We start from the raw sequence: 13,942 nt of genomic DNA, 5'->3' as shown, positions 1-13,942 counted from the left end.
GCATGCTGGTCGATACTCAGTGGCTGCACGCGCATCGGGCTGATCCCACGCTGGTGATACTGGATGCCACGGTGGTATTGCCGTCGCCGGCGTTCGATGGCGATTACCGCGTCCAAAGCGGCGAAGACGGCTGGTTGCAGGCGCGTATTCCAGGCGCTCGACACGCGGATCTAGTGACTGACTTGGCCGATACCCACGCCAGTTTCAGCTTCGCCCTGCCAACGCCTGAAGCGCTGGTAAACAGTTTGGCCAAGCTCGGCGCCGGCCAAGGGAAAACCCTGGTTATCTACGACCGTGCCGATGGTTTCTGGGCCGCTCGCCTGTGGTGGATGCTGCGCGGCGCAGGCATCGACGCCCAGGTACTCGATGGCGGGTTCAACGCCTGGCGTGCCGCCGGTTTGCCGGAACACAACGGCCCAGCCGAGCCGGTCATGCCGGTGCAACCCTGGGCAATCAACCCACGTGCCGGGCTGTGGATTGACCGCCGCGGCGTCGAAGCCATCGTCGCCGGGCAAGCACCCGGCGTGTTGATCTGTGCCCTTGGCGCGGCGCTGTTCGAAGGCACCGCGCCCACCCGCTACGCCCGACGCGGGCACATCCCCGGCAGTCGCAATCTGCCGGCGCGCAACCTGTTCGACGCCCACGGCCGCTACCTGCCCAAGGATGCCCTGGCCCTGGCGATCGGCCCCACGCTGCTGCACAGCGAAGGCCCATTGGTGCTGTATTGCGGCGGCGGCATCTCGGCCGCCGCCAACGCCCTGGCCCTGACCCTGCTGGGTCGCCAGGACATCGCCCTCTACGACGGTTCCCTGCAGGAATGGGCCGCCGACGCACGCTTACCAATGACTACCGGAGCAGCTCCGGCCTGACGCCACTTTCGGCGAACTCGGCTTTTTCATTTCGTACTGGCAACCCGTTCGTTGCGCAGCGCTGGGCAGCCTTTTGCCCGATAAAAGCGTACGGCAGCGGCGGCCCGGCCCTTGGAGCGCTCCTTACATGGCTACACCTTATCGCCACACCCTGCTCGCCTTGAGCATCACCCTCGCCGCAACCGCGGCGCATGCCCAGGAGGCGACCCTGGACACCGTCACCGTGGTCGGCCAGGAGGCCAGCGATTACCAGGCAAAAAAAGCCGCCGTGGCCGGCTTTGACAACGCGCCGTTGCTGGACACCCCGGCCTCGGTCGCGGTGATCACCGAAGCCCGCCTGAAAGACCAGCAGGCGCGCCTGCTCAGCGAGGTGTTGAAGAATGACGCGTCGGTGGGCGACAGCTACGCCCCGGTCGGCTACTACGAGAATTTCGTGGTGCGCGGCTTCGCCCTGAACCCGGCCAGCAGCTACAAGATCAACGGCCGCACCATCACCGGCGAGCAGAACGTGGCGCTGGAAAACAAGCAGCAAGTGGAAGTGCTCAAGGGCCTGGCCGGCCTGCAGAGCGGTGTGTCCGAACCCGGCGGGCTGGTCAACTACGTGAGCAAGCGCCCGGAGAATGTGCGCTCGGTGACGGTGTCCACCAACGAGCAGGGCGAGCGCTACCTGGCCACCGATATCGGCGGCTGGCTCGGCACCGAGCAACAGGTGGGCGTGCGCATCAACCTGGCCCACGAAGACATCCGCTCCTATGTCGAGCACGCCGACGGCAAGCGCGATTTCGCCTCCCTGGCGCTGGACTGGAACATCAGCCCCAACGCCTTGCTGCAACTCAACGCCGAGTACCAGAACCGCGAGCAGCGCTCGGTGCCGGGCTATCAATTGCTCGGCGGCACCGAGGTGCCGCACCACGTGTCGCCCAAGGACCTGCTGGCGTACCAGAGCTGGTCGAACCCGGTGGGCATCCAGTCGATGAACCTCGACGGGCTGTTTGAATACCGCTTCAACGAAGCCTGGAAAGCCAGCTTCAGCGCGTCGCGCAGCCGCGTGGTGATCGACGACTACAGCACCTTCGCCTGGGGCTGCTACGGCGCCGCCAGTTGCGCGAACACCGCTGTGCCGAACCACTTCAGCGCCGAGGGCGACTACGACATCTCCGACTACCGCAGCCCCGACGACACCCGCAGCAACGAGGAAGCCCAGGCGGCCCTCAACGGCCAGTTCGACACCGGCTTTCTCAAGCACGACCTGACCTTCGGCACCACCGCCTTCCGCCGCCTGGTGGACCGACGCAAGTCGGTCAACGAGTACATCGGCGAGGGCAATATCTACCAGCCGTCACCGGTACTGGAACCCTACGACGGCCCGTTGGGGCACACCTACCGACGCCTCGACAGCCGCCAGTACGGCCTGTTCGCCAGCGACCGCATCAGCTTCAACGAACAATGGCAAACCCTCCTCGGCGGGCGCCAGGTCCGCCTCGACGAAGAGACCTACAACCAGGCCGGCGCCACCACGCGTCATACCCAGCGCAGCGTGTTCCTGCCCCAGGTCGCGCTGATCTACAAACCGCGCCCGGACACCTCGCTGTACGCCAGCTACAGCAAAGGCCTGTCGCTGGGTGGCGAGGCCGCGTGGTTCAGCAGCAATGCCGACGAGGTACTGCCGCCGACCACCTCGCGCCAGCTGGAGGTCGGGATCAAGCGTGACTTCCAGCGCCTGAGCCTGACCGCCGCGCTGTTCCAGATCACCCAGGACCTGCAATACAACCGCCCCAACGACGACGGCAGCATCACCTTCGTGCAGCAAGGCAAGCAGAAGAACGTGGGGATCGAACTGTCAGCCAACGGCCGCGTGACTTCCGACCTGCAAGTGTCGGCCAGCATCGCGGCGATCCGCGCCGAAGTCGACGGCAGCGGCACCGATGACTACGACGGCCACCAGGCGATCAACGTGCCCAAGCTGCGTGCCAGCCTGCACGGTGACTACAACATCCAGGCGGTACCGGGCCTGGCCCTGCTCGGCGGGGTGCAATACAGCGCGAGCAAATACGCCAACCGTGAGGCCACGGTGAAAGTCGACGACTATGCGGTGTTCGATGTGGGCGGTCGCTACACCACCAAAGTCGGCGATTACGCTACTGTGCTGCGCCTGACCGTCGACAACCTGTTCGACAAACGCTACTGGCGGGACGTGGGTGAATCCGCAGGCGACGGCTACTTGTTCCTGGGGGCGCCGCGTACCGCACGGCTGTCCGCCACCGTCAATTTCTGAGGCTGAGTGTTTATGCGTAATCTGATGTTTGCCAGTGTCTGCCTGCTCTCCACCGTCCTGGTCGGCTGCCAGCAGCAACCGCCCGCCAACGACCAACTGGACGCGGTGCTGTGGACCCAGACCTCCATCGAACACGAGCTGATTTATCGCCAGGTATTCGCCAGCGCCACGCGCCAGCTCGACGCCGCGCTGGCCGATCCGACCTGGGACGCCCTGCCCTTGCCGCCGCGCAACCTCGCCGGGCTGCCGCCGGCAGTGGTAGTGGATATCGATGAAACCGTGCTCGACAACGTGCCGCTCAACGCGCGGGACATCATCAACAACCAGGTGTATTCCTATGACCGCTGGAACACCTGGGTCGACCAGGCCAAGGCCCAGGCGCTGCCCGGCGCCGTAGCGTTCCTGCAAGCGGCCGATAAAAAAGGCATCACCGTCTACTACATCACCAACCGTGAACACAGCCAGGTCCAGGCCACGGTCGACAACCTGCGCCTGCGCGGTTTCCCGGTGCAGCGCAACGAACAGGTACTGGCCGCCAGCACCCCGACCGGCCACTGCGAACAGGCCGGCTATGGCAAGAACTGCCGCCGCCAGTGGGTGGCCGCGCATGCCCGTGTGCTGATGCTCGCCGGCGACTCGCTGGGCGACTTCGTGCAGGCCGAGCACAACACCCTGGCCGACCAGCGCAAGGCAGCCGAACCGTACCTGGCCTGGCTCGGCCAACGCTGGTTCCTGTTGCCTAATCCTACGTATGGCAACTGGTACAGCGCGCCCTATGGCGACCAGGAAAAACTGCCCTTTGAACGCAAGCGCCAGCTCAAGCAACAGGCGCTGCCTCTAGAAAACTAGTCGTGTGAGAACCCTATGTCGCCACTGGAAATCGTCGCCGTGTTCTTCAACATCGCCGGGGTCTGGCTCACCGCACAGCGAGTGCGCTGGTGCTGGCCGGTCAGCGTGGTCGCGGTGTTGCTGTATGCCTGGATCTTCTTCGACGTGAAGCTGTATTCGGACATGCTCCTGCAGTTGGTCTTCGCCGTGCTGCAAGGTTATGGCTGGTGGCGCTGGAGCACCGGGCGCATCGAGGCGGGCAAGGTCCGCGTGGAACGCCTGCCACTTCGCGAGGCGTGGCGCCACCTGCTCGCGGGGCTGATCGGCGCCGTGGCCCTGGGCGCCGTGATGCACCACTTCACCGATGCCGCGCTGCCCTGGCTGGATTCGCTGCTCACCGCCTTCAGCCTGGTAGCGAGCCTGTGGGCGGCGCGCAAATACGTGGTCAGCTGGTGGCTGTGGATCCTGCTGGACGCGGCCTATGTGGGGTTGTTCCTGTACAAGGACCTGCAACTCACCGCCGCGCTCTACGCCGGCTTTGTAGGGCTGGCGGCCTATGGTCTGCGGGCATGGCAGCGTGACCTGCACCAACAGGAACATATAACCAAAGCTTCGGTTTAAAGCGTTTAATATCATTAAACACGAGTGCATCTATCGCGTTTAAATATAAAAAACCTCGCTTGGATGCTTTTATGAACTTACGCACTGCCGCCGCGCTCAGCGTCACTCTCCTCCTGGCCAGCCCGGCGGTCTTCGCCGGGCAGACCCTGGACCGCATCACCCAATCCAAGCAATTGGTCGGCGTGCTGATGGAGAATTACCCGCCCTTCTCATTCCTCAACGAACAAAACCAGCTGGATGGTTTTGACGTCGACGTGACCAAGGCCGTCGCCGACAAACTCGGGGTGAAACTGAAACTCGAAACGCCGTCCTGGGAAGTCATCGCCGCCGGCCGCTGGAATGGCCGCTACGACGTGTGCATCTGCTCCATGACCCCCAGCGCCGCGCGCGGCCAGGTCTTCAACTTCCCGTTCGAGTACTACGCCTCGCCGGCCGTGGTCGTGGTCAACAGCAACGACGACACGATCAAGTCGGCAGCCGATCTCAGCGGTAAAAAAGTCGGCGTGGGCAGTGCGTCGACCTACGAGGCGTACCTGGCCAAGGACCTGGTCATCGAAGGTGCCAGCACACCGATCGACTACCCGTTCAAGGCCGTGCAGGCAGTGCCCTACGACAACGAGACCATCGCTTTCCAGGACCTCGCGCTGGGCACCGGCAAGCGCCTGGATGCCATGGTCACCAACCTGGTCACCGCCAAGGAACGCATCGACCACGACCCACGCTTCAAGATCACCGGCGCGGTGCTGTACGCCGAGCCGAATGTGGTCGCCACCGAGAAGGGTGATCCACAATGGGATGCCAGACTGACGCAGATTCTCGCCGAGCTGAAAAGCGACGGCACGCTGGCGAAGATCTCGCAGAAATGGATCGGCTCAGACATCACCCAATGAGTGTTTTCCCTACCCCTCCAACCACGATCAAGCCGCCCGTGGCCAAGCGCACACGGCTGTCGTTCCGTGTGCGGCTATGGCTGACCTGGGGCGTGATGCTGGGCCTGTTCACAGCGATGTTCATGAGCTTTGACCTGCAGTTCGCCATCGTCGCCGCGAAGTGGCAGAACCTGGTGGGGCTGCACCTCTCGCCCCAGGGCTTTCTGCAAGGCGCGGCGCTGACGCTGTTCTTGTGTTTCTGCTCGATCTGGCTGTCGGTGGCCCTGGGTTTCGCCACCGCTTTGGCGCGCCTGTCGAGCAGCGCCGTGGCGTTCGGGATCGCCAGTTTCTATGCCTCGTTCTTTCGCGGCACGCCGCTGCTGATCCAGATTCTGCTGATCTACCTCGGCCTGCCTCAACTGGGCGTAGTGCCCGGCGCGATCAGTGCCGGGATCATTGCGCTGTCGTTGAACTACGGGGCGTACCTGAGCGAGATCTTCCGCGCCGGCATTCTTGGCGTGTCCCAGGGCCAACGCAATGCCGCCGCTGCACTGGGCATGGGCCGGGCCGTGACGTTCTGGCAGATCGTGCTGCCCCAGGCCATGCGCACCATTATTCCGCCGACCACCAGCCAGTTCATCTCGATGCTCAAGGACTCGTCCCTGGTCTCGGTGATGGGCGTGTGGGAGGTGATGTTCCTCGCGCAATCCTATGGCCGTTCGTCTTACCGCTATATCGAAATGCTCACCACGGCCGCCGTCATCTACTGGCTGTTGTCGATCGGCCTGGAGCTGATCCAGGCCCGGCTGGAACGGCACTACGGCAAGGCTTATCTCCACGGGCGATAGTCTGTCGCCGCACTTTTTTTGCACGCAGGAAGCACCATGTCCGATCCTACCCCGCTGTTATTCGGTCTCTATGAACAAGCCAGTGTCGGCTGCGGCGGCGCGCCCAGCCTGTGGACCCACCCCAGCGATGAAAGGCTGGGCATCAACACCCTCAAATACTGGTCGAACCTGGCCCGCACGGCGGATGAAGCCAACCTCGACCTGATGTTTTTCGGCGACGTGCTGGGCTTTTACGATGTGTTCGGTGGCTCCGAAGCCATGGCGTTGAAATGGGCAGTGGAAGCCCCGGCCAACGATCCTTTAAGCATTATTCCGGCGTTGGTGGCCCTGACCGAAAAGCTCGCCTTCGGCGTCACCGTGACCACCACCTACGAGCACCCGTTCACCCATGCGCGGCGCTTCAGCACCCTCGATCACCTGTCTGAAGGGCGGATCGGCTGGAACATCGTCACCTCGTACTTGTCCAGCGCAGCGCGCAATTTCGGCCTGGAGCAGATGATCAAGCACGACGACCGCTATGAGCGCGCCGAGGAGTTTCTCGACGTGGTGTACAAGCTCTGGGAAGGCAGCTGGGCCGATGACGCGGTGCGCGCCGACAAACAGGCGCACACCTACGCCGATGGCGCCCGCGTGCGGCCGATCGCGCATGTCGGCGAGCATTACCGCGTGGCCGGGCCGCATCTGACTTCGCCGTCGCCGCAACGCACGCCGCTGCTGATCCAGGCCGGCTGGTCGGCGCGCGGTCGGCAGTTTGCGGCCAAGCACGCGGAGCTGGTGTTTATCGCCAAGTCCAATCCGCTGGAAATCCGCCAGGGCCTCGAAGACATCTGGCGCCAGGCCGAAGCCCGTGGCCGCCGCGCTGCCGACGTGAAGTCACTGACCGTGCTGCGCATCGTCACTGCGCCCACCGCTATCGAGGCGCAGAAAAAATACGACACCTTGCAAAGCAACTATCACCTGCAAGCGCAGTTGGTGAGCTATGCCGGCGACACCGGCATCGACATCAGCCGCTACGCCGACAATGAAGCGCTGTCGACCCACACCGAAGGCATGACCTCCTACGTGATGAAACCCGATGGCAGTGGCAAGCCACTGACTGCCGGCGAGGTGCGCCAGCGTTTTGCGAATGTCACCCGTGGCAGCGACCTGATCCTGGTCGGTACCCCGGAGCAGATCGCGCAAAAGATCGAGGAGCACGCCCGCATCTCGGGCACCAGCGGCTATATGCTCAACCCGCTGATCAGCCCCGGCTCGCTGAATGATTTTGTCGAACTGGTGATCCCGGCCCTGCAAAAGCGCGGCCTGTACCGCACCACCGCGCAAACCGGCACGCTGCGCTCGCGGCTCAGCGTCGACGGCAGTGATCGCCTGCCCGCCTCGGCGCATGGCGCCTCGTTCCGCTTTGCATAAAGCCTGCGTGGGAGCAGGTGACCTGCGCCGACAGGAACGGTAGAGTCTGCCCCACGTCATGCCTGCACACGGAACCCCAGGATGCCTTTCGACCCCATCTCGCCGCACTACCAGCGCATCCGCGAACAGATCGCCCACGACATCGCCGCCGGTGTACCCCAGGCCGACGAGAAATTTCCCTCCGAGCGGGAAATGATCGAACGCTTCGGCTGCACCCGCGTCACCTTGCGCCAGGCCTTGCAGCAACTCGAGGCCGAGGGCCTGGTGTACCGCGAAAACCGCCGGGGCTGGTTCGTCAGCCCGCAGCGCATCCGCTACGACCCGACGCGTATCAGCGGCTTCATGGATTACGTCAGCGCCCAGGGCCGCACACCCCGCACCGAATGCCTGCACGCCGAACTGCGCCCGGCCGGCGCCTGGCTGGCCAAGCGCATGGGCCTGGCCTCGACCCAGGAGCCGGTGTTTTTCCTGCAGCGCCGCCGCTGGATCGACCGCCGCCCGGTGCTGCTGGAATTCAACGCACTGCTCGCCAGCTGGTGCCCCGGCCTGCTGGAAGCCGACCTCAATACCTCGCTGACCCAACTGCTGCGCGACCGTTTTGCGCGGGTGCAATCACGCTGTGAACTGCAGATGCACATCGGCACGGTGAATGAAGAACAGGCCGAGCTGCTGCAATTGTCGCCGGGCTCCACCAGTGTGTACCTGGAGCGCTTGAACTTCGGCGAGGACAACCAGGCGGTGGAATTCGACCAGGAATACTGGCGCCCGGATGCACTGTCGATCGTGATGGAGACGCGGTATCCGGGTACGCGCTGAGGCATCAGGCTTTGATGTTCTGCCGGATATTCCAGCCAAACTTCACTGGCCCACCGTCCTTGGCGCCGTCAGCTTTTTGCGGCTGGTAGCTGACGTCGACGGTGGCAAAATTCAGGGCGATGCTGTCGTACAGCACATCATCCTGGCTTTGAGCACCGGTGCCGTAGGACACCACCATGACCTCCTTCAAAGTCATCACCAGGTACTCCACCGGGCTGGCCCCGCCGGCCTTGCGCACCACCAGCCTGGCTTCGGGGTAATGCTTGCCGCTGGCGCAGGCCATCATCAGATTGGGGCTGGATTTATCCAGTGGCTTTTTCAGGTTCAGGTTGGCAATCGTGACTTTGCCCGCACCGCCACCGGTACCGGAATGCATCGAGCCTGTCTGCGACAACCCCCACCACCACTCGGTTATATCGATCTCGTCGCGATGGGCCTGGTCCCGTGACTCACCCTTGATATCACCGAGTTTCAAAAACATATCGACTGCCATGTTGGCTCCCTGTCGTGGTGTGCGTCGGTAATGACGTGGGGCACACTTTTCCTCAGCCGCACACGGGTTCACAAGACGTAAAAGTGGGTTCAGGACATGCCTGACTCTAAATGGCGAAGCTTCCGACATTCATCCCAGCCCCGGCATCTTTACTCTCTCGACTCCCCCGAAACAGGAGTCAAGGAATGACGGTGTCCCCGCTCAAGGATGGTTTCCCCTCAGCCCACCGCGCCACACGGCAACGCATTGAAAGCAGCATCGACCTGCGTCAGTTGTTCTTCGTCATCGACAGCGACCCGGCGCTGATTGGTGCGGGAGTGGTGTACATCGATGAAATGTTCAACGTAGTGGTACTGCGTGAGTTTCAGGCGATTTGCAGGGTGCAACCCATCAAGGTGGTGTTGCGAGAGGCGCCGAGGTATGTGGGGCCGGTGGAGTTCAAGCGGATGCTGGAGCATGAGCCTCGTGATCCGGAGTTGATGAAAGAGGCGCTGCCCACGGCGGTGACGTGTGCGGGGGCGCTGTTGAGTTGGCATGTTATTTACAGCGGGGTCGCCTGGATGCCTTTTACGGGAGGCACAAGCGTTGTCATCTCATTCATTGGCACAGCCGCAGTGGCAGCGGGTCTCTTCCAGTGCGCAGTTGGAGCCTACCGAACAGTCAACGAAGCGTGGGAGCCGCAGAGGAATGACGGCCTGGACAGTAATGCCTGGTACGAAGGGATGATGGCGGCCCTGGATGCCGTCTCTTTACTTGGCGTCGCAACTTCTGCAGTGACGACTATGAAAGTGATCAACCTGTCCAGGCGGGCAACAGGAAAATCACTTCGAGAGGTTCTCCAGAGGCTGAGCCGACAAGAGCGAGCAAAATTGACGGATGAGCTGCTGAAAATCCAGGACCCGCGACTGACACCCAAGCTCCTCAAGCTGAAACAAGCCGCAGGCAGTTTCCCCAAGCGCATCCCCGCGACACAGATAGAACCTATTATTGCCACCCATCGCAATGATGCGTTTGCGGCAGCGTTAGGCCTTACAAGCAGCACCCTATCCGGAAACACCAAGACGCTGGCCGTTGGCATCTACGAAGCGCTCAGCGAATGAAAAAACGCCAAGAACCCTTCTACATCGTAGATCCTCGCCCGCTTTGGAGGCATCACAGATTAGCGTTGTTTGGCGGACTGTTGGCCTTGTGCTTTTCGATTGCCACTGCCAGCACGCTCATGAACCTCACCTACTTCTCTGACGCCTCCGACGAATTCATCGATGGCGTATTTTTCCTCGGAGGGGGCATGGCATGCGTGGTTTTTGGCGTCGCACAGAGCATTGTCCTCCACGGTTACCCTCGGTGGGTTTGGCTTCAGGCGGGCGTGTTCATGATTTATTTGCTGCTTGTGCTGCCGACCGCCCTGTTCAGCCCTGATCACCGCTTATTTATCCTTGCCCTGCTGAGCCCGGTATTTGGGCTTATGTGCCTGAACAGCAAGCGCCAAAGGGAAATGCGTCAGGAAATGCTCGAAATCCGGTACGCACGAAGAGACGGTGGCGTGACTCGCGCAAAATCAGGAGTCAAGGAATGACGGTTTCCCCGCTCAAGGATGGTTTCCCTTCGGCCCACCGCACCACACGGCAACGCATTGAAAGCAGCATCGACCTGCACCGGCTGTTTTTCGTCATCGACGCCGACCCAGCGCTGGTAGGCGCGGGGGTGGTGTATATCGATAAGGATTTCAACGTCGTGGTGCTGCGTGAGTTTCAACCGATTTGCAGGATGCAGCCGATCAAGGTGGTGTTGCGAGAAGCGCCGAGGTATGTGGGGCCGGTGGAGTTCAAGCAATGAAAAAGCAGAGAGCCCTGAAAACCCTTGAGTCGTTAGGATTTGACAGCAGTAGCAGTAAACTGCCTGACGGGAAAACGATGGATGGAAAAGATCCCTGTTACTCGATTTTTTATATAGAAGATCCACGACCACTGTGCAAACGTTACATGCCAGTCATCGGCGGGTGGATACTTGCCGGGTGTTTTTCGATTGCCATGACCGGGGTGCTGATATTGGACACTTATCTATCCGGAGCCCCTGAGAATACGACGCTTCGCAATTGGTTCTTTAGCGGCTTAGCAATCAGCGTGGTGTTTTCCATCGCCCAGGTACAGGTGCTATACGGTCGCCGCCACTGGGTCTGGATCAACGTCGCAATTTACCTCCTCTGCCTACTGATTTCCCTCGCCACAATTTTCTGGCTCCCCAACACCTACATCTACTCAATGGCCCTCGCCGCCCCCCTGACCGGCCTGCTGATTCTCAACAGCAACCGCTGCCGCGAACTGCGCCACAAGATGGTCGAGATCCGCCAAAAACGCAAAACCATCATCGCCCCCCTGAAAAAGCAGCGCCGCTGGAAAGGGGTGTAACTGCCGCTGTTGCTTGCGTAACAACCTGCCGCCCGCGTGTTGCATAAGCAACGCGCCAACCGTGCGCGTTGAAAAATCCCGAATAAATTCATCAACTTAATTATGACAAAATGATGGCATATAGCTTGCTATCGATGTCAGCAGCTTACTCTTCAAAGAGCGGCCCCTGCGCGATGGGACGGCATTCCGCCTGCCCCGCGCTCAAGAATCGGATTTCTTAAGGGACCTTGCCATGCACTCGCTGCTTCGCAACCATCGCTACACCAAACCCGCCCGCCCGTTTGTCCTTGCCAGTGCGCCCTTCATGGCGTTGCTGGCCGGCGATGCGCTGGGGGCCGACAACCAGACCACGACTGCCCTGCCGCAGGTCACGGTGACCGCCCAGCGGCATGAAGAATCCGCCCAGGACGTGGGTATCGCCCTGACCGCGCTCAGCGGCCAGGACCTGCAGAACAAGGGTGTGACCAACGTCAACGAGCTGCAGAACTACGTGCCCAACCTCGACATCGCGCCGCAGTACGGCGGCGGCAACCCGCTGTTCCGCATTCGCGGCGTCGGGCTCAAGGATTACGGCAGCAACAACACCTCCACCGTCGGCGTATACCTGGATCAGGTCGCCTTGCCCTACCCGATCCAGACTCAGGGCCAGCTCTTCGACCTGGAGCGCGTCGAGGTGCTGCGTGGCCCGCAGGGCACGCTGTACGGGCGCAACAGCACGGCCGGCGCGATCAACTTCATCACCAACAAACCCACGCGTGAATTCCACGGTGGGCTGACCACCAGCTACGGCTCCTACAACGCCAGCAACGTCGAGGGGTTTCTCTCCGGGCCGCTCAGCGACACCCTGCGCGCACGCCTGGCTTTCATCACTGAACAAGGCGGCGCCTGGCAGGAGAACCGGGTGACCGGGCAAAGCCTGGGCGACAAGGACAACACCTCGGTGCGCGGCCAGTTCGATTGGGACGCCACGCCGGACATCAACTTCAACCTGACCGTGCATGCCGGCGAGGACAAGTCCGACAGCCGCGGCTCGTACCTGTACCAGGGGCTGAAACCCAACGCCAACGGCGCCGCCTACTCAAGCATCAGCCCGGAAAACGACGGCAAGAAAACCGGCTGGGGCCTCACCCCGGGCTTTGCCAAGCTCACCGGGCTGTCGGTGGGTGACAAGCCGCATCGCGATAACGACAACACCGGTTTCGCGCTCACGGGTACGTTCGACCTGAATGACCATTTGAGCGTGACCAGCATCACCGCATCCGACCGCTTCCGGCGCCGCGAATACATCGACTGGGACGCGTCGGTGATCCCGCAATCGGATGAATACTTCGACTCCAAGATCGAAGTGTTCTCCCAGGAACTGCGCCTGGCCTCCCACGACAACGAGCGCTTCAACTGGCAGACCGGCCTGTATTTCGCCCAGGACCGCCTGGACGAAAACTTCTACTCGGACTTCAGCGCCAACCTCGGCTACGGCACCTACACCTCCTACACGCAGAAATCCAACACCTACAGCGCCTTCGCCCAGGGCGACTACCAGCTGACCGATGACTGGAAATTGATCGTCGGTGTGCGCCAGGAAAAAGAACACCGCGAACTCGAGGATTTCTCCACCCAGCGCATCCTCGTCAACAACGGCGTGTACCGTCTCGGGCAGTTGAGTTTCCCGGCCGCCGACAGCGACCTGGACAGCAACTCCACCTCCTGGAAGCTCGGCCTCGAGTACCAGCTCACACCGTCGACCCTGCTGTATTCGACGGTCAGCCGCGGGATCAAGTCCGGTGGTTTTACCGCCTACAACTCCAGCTATGCCGAGCAGATCGCACCGGTCAAACCGGAAAAACTGCTGGCCTATGAAGTGGGCTTCAAGAGTGACTTGAGCGACACGCTGCGCTTCAACGGCTCGGCGTTCTACTACGACTATCGCGACCAGCAATACCAGTCGCAGGTGTGGATCAGCCAGGCAGTGGGCAACGTCGGCCGGCTGGTGAATATTCCCAAGTCGAAGATCTACGGCTATGAGCTGGAGCTGCAATGGGAGCCGGTGTCGGGCCTGACCCTCGGCCAGTACTTCGGCACCAAGAAAGGCAAGTACGTCGACTACCAGGGTCTGAACAGCACCGCGACCCGCGCGGTGGGGTTTGCCTACCCGGTGTACACCGACTTCTCCGGTTCCAGCCTGACCAACTTCCCGAAAATCAGCTACGGCGGCCAGCTGCAATATGTGTGGGACGTCGGCGGTTTTACCTTCAGCGCCGAGAGCGACTACTCGTTCCACGACCGCATCACCGGCAGCAACGGCACCACCACCCAGGCCTACTGGCTGGCGAATGCGCGCCTGGGTGTGACGCCCAAGGGCAGCAACTGGTCGGGCGCGCTGTGGGCCCGCAACGTGTTCGACAAGAAATACGACCTGTACCACGGCTCGTTCCTGTCCAACGCCCAAATCGCCACGCCGGGCGACCCACGCACCGTGGGTGTCCAGGCCAGCTACAAATTCTAGGG

At 61.9% G+C, this 13,942-nt stretch carries 13 protein-coding genes and 1 pseudogene; 13 read left to right on the top strand and 1 reads right to left on the bottom strand.

All coding sequences use genetic code 11. The annotated features are described in order from the left end of the window. Positions 1 to 2: 2 nt before the first annotated feature. From NTD80_RS09385 to NTD80_RS09350, 8 genes are all read left to right on the top strand, one after another. Positions 3 to 869, top strand: coding sequence for a sulfurtransferase (locus tag NTD80_RS09385; protein ID WP_262133293.1), 867 nt, complete (start codon positions 3 to 5; stop codon positions 867 to 869). Between the two features lie 127 nt (positions 870 to 996). After that, on the top strand, positions 997 to 3,144 hold the full coding sequence (locus tag NTD80_RS09380; RefSeq protein ID WP_262133292.1) for a TonB-dependent siderophore receptor: 2,148 nt from the start codon (positions 997 to 999) through the stop codon (positions 3,142 to 3,144). A gap of 12 nt (positions 3,145 to 3,156) precedes the next feature. Then, a complete protein-coding gene (locus tag NTD80_RS09375; protein ID WP_262133290.1) occupies positions 3,157 to 3,993 on the top strand; it encodes a 5'-nucleotidase, lipoprotein e(P4) family in 837 nt (278 codons plus the stop codon). 15 nt (positions 3,994 to 4,008) lie between these two features. Next, positions 4,009 to 4,593 (top strand): nicotinamide riboside transporter PnuC, encoded by a 585-nt coding sequence (gene pnuC / locus NTD80_RS09370; protein WP_262133289.1) that lies wholly within the window; start codon positions 4,009 to 4,011, stop codon positions 4,591 to 4,593. A gap of 71 nt (positions 4,594 to 4,664) precedes the next feature. Then, on the top strand, positions 4,665 to 5,483 hold the full coding sequence (locus NTD80_RS09365) for a transporter substrate-binding domain-containing protein (RefSeq protein ID WP_262133287.1): 819 nt from the start codon (positions 4,665 to 4,667) through the stop codon (positions 5,481 to 5,483). Then, entirely contained in the window at positions 5,480 to 6,310 is an 831-nt protein-coding gene (locus NTD80_RS09360; protein ID WP_065904255.1) for an amino acid ABC transporter permease, read from the top strand. The genes NTD80_RS09365 and NTD80_RS09360 overlap by 4 nt, the downstream gene beginning before the upstream one ends. Positions 6,311 to 6,346: 36 nt before the next feature. Continuing rightward, positions 6,347 to 7,720 carry an LLM class flavin-dependent oxidoreductase gene (locus NTD80_RS09355; RefSeq protein WP_262133286.1) on the top strand — a complete coding sequence of 458 codons (1,374 nt, stop codon included), beginning with the start codon at positions 6,347 to 6,349 and terminating at the stop codon, positions 7,718 to 7,720. Positions 7,721 to 7,801: 81 nt separating this feature from the next. Then, entirely contained in the window at positions 7,802 to 8,536 is a 735-nt protein-coding gene (locus NTD80_RS09350; protein WP_065904260.1) for a UTRA domain-containing protein, read from the top strand. 4 nt (positions 8,537 to 8,540) lie between these two features. Here the strand turns inward: NTD80_RS09350 and NTD80_RS09345 are convergent, their stop codons facing one another. Then, entirely contained in the window at positions 8,541 to 9,029 is a 489-nt protein-coding gene (locus NTD80_RS09345; RefSeq protein ID WP_262133284.1) for an Hcp family type VI secretion system effector, read from the bottom strand. A 185-nt stretch (positions 9,030 to 9,214) separates the two neighbouring features. Here NTD80_RS09345 and NTD80_RS09340 point away from each other — a divergent pair, with 185 nt between their 5' ends. From NTD80_RS09340 to NTD80_RS09320, 5 genes and pseudogenes are all read left to right on the top strand, one after another. Then, the gene (locus NTD80_RS09340; protein ID WP_262133283.1) at positions 9,215 to 10,129 is read left to right on the top strand and encodes an NAD synthetase; all 915 of its coding nucleotides are present in this window, start codon (positions 9,215 to 9,217) and stop codon (positions 10,127 to 10,129) included. Next, complete coding sequence (locus NTD80_RS09335; protein ID WP_262133282.1) at positions 10,126 to 10,605, top strand: hypothetical protein; 480 nt, start codon at positions 10,126 to 10,128, stop codon at positions 10,603 to 10,605. Before NTD80_RS09340 ends, NTD80_RS09335 begins: the two co-directional genes overlap by 4 nt. Then, positions 10,602 to 10,862: pseudogene (locus NTD80_RS09330) on the top strand (NAD synthetase); the annotation flags it as partial. The gene NTD80_RS09335 and the pseudogene NTD80_RS09330, both read left to right, overlap by 4 nt. Next, positions 10,862 to 11,437: a hypothetical protein gene (locus NTD80_RS09325; RefSeq protein ID WP_262133280.1), complete on the top strand. Its 576-nt coding sequence runs from the start codon at positions 10,862 to 10,864 to the stop codon at positions 11,435 to 11,437. The pseudogene NTD80_RS09330 and the gene NTD80_RS09325, both read left to right, overlap by 1 nt. Positions 11,438 to 11,669: 232 nt before the next feature. Beyond that, complete coding sequence (locus NTD80_RS09320; protein ID WP_213551079.1) at positions 11,670 to 13,940, top strand: TonB-dependent receptor; 2,271 nt, start codon at positions 11,670 to 11,672, stop codon at positions 13,938 to 13,940. Positions 13,941 to 13,942 lie beyond the last annotated feature (2 nt).

Source organism: Pseudomonas sp. 13B_2.1_Bac1, assembly GCF_025466155.1.
Taxonomy (GTDB): Bacteria; Pseudomonadota; Gammaproteobacteria; order Pseudomonadales; family Pseudomonadaceae; genus Aquipseudomonas; species Aquipseudomonas aylmerensis.
The sequence above is the reverse complement of the archived record's forward strand: the minus strand, read 5'-3'. Positions and strand labels throughout refer to the sequence as shown.

Bases quoted from the DNA above. Each gene is read 5' to 3' on its own strand.
- NTD80_RS09355 (WP_262133286.1), top strand. From the start codon at position 6,347: ATGTCCGATCCTACCCCGCTGTTATTCGGTCTCTATGAACAAGCCAGT.
- NTD80_RS09365 (WP_262133287.1), top strand. From the start codon at position 4,665: ATGAACTTACGCACTGCCGCCGCGCTCAGCGTCACTCTCCTCCTGGCC.
- NTD80_RS09360 (WP_065904255.1), top strand. From the start codon at position 5,480: ATGAGTGTTTTCCCTACCCCTCCAACCACGATCAAGCCGCCCGTGGCC.
- NTD80_RS09320 (WP_213551079.1), top strand. From the start codon at position 11,670: ATGCACTCGCTGCTTCGCAACCATCGCTACACCAAACCCGCCCGCCCG.
- NTD80_RS09340 (WP_262133283.1), top strand. From the start codon at position 9,215: ATGACGGTGTCCCCGCTCAAGGATGGTTTCCCCTCAGCCCACCGCGCC.
- NTD80_RS09350 (WP_065904260.1), top strand. From the start codon at position 7,802: ATGCCTTTCGACCCCATCTCGCCGCACTACCAGCGCATCCGCGAACAG.
- NTD80_RS09335 (WP_262133282.1), top strand. From the start codon at position 10,126: ATGAAAAAACGCCAAGAACCCTTCTACATCGTAGATCCTCGCCCGCTT.
- NTD80_RS09375 (WP_262133290.1), top strand. From the start codon at position 3,157: ATGCGTAATCTGATGTTTGCCAGTGTCTGCCTGCTCTCCACCGTCCTG.
- NTD80_RS09345 (WP_262133284.1), bottom strand. From the start codon at position 9,029: ATGGCAGTCGATATGTTTTTGAAACTCGGTGATATCAAGGGTGAGTCA.
- NTD80_RS09325 (WP_262133280.1), top strand. From the start codon at position 10,862: ATGAAAAAGCAGAGAGCCCTGAAAACCCTTGAGTCGTTAGGATTTGAC.
- pnuC (WP_262133289.1), top strand. From the start codon at position 4,009: ATGTCGCCACTGGAAATCGTCGCCGTGTTCTTCAACATCGCCGGGGTC.
- NTD80_RS09380 (WP_262133292.1), top strand. From the start codon at position 997: ATGGCTACACCTTATCGCCACACCCTGCTCGCCTTGAGCATCACCCTC.
- NTD80_RS09385 (WP_262133293.1), top strand. From the start codon at position 3: ATGCTGGTCGATACTCAGTGGCTGCACGCGCATCGGGCTGATCCCACG.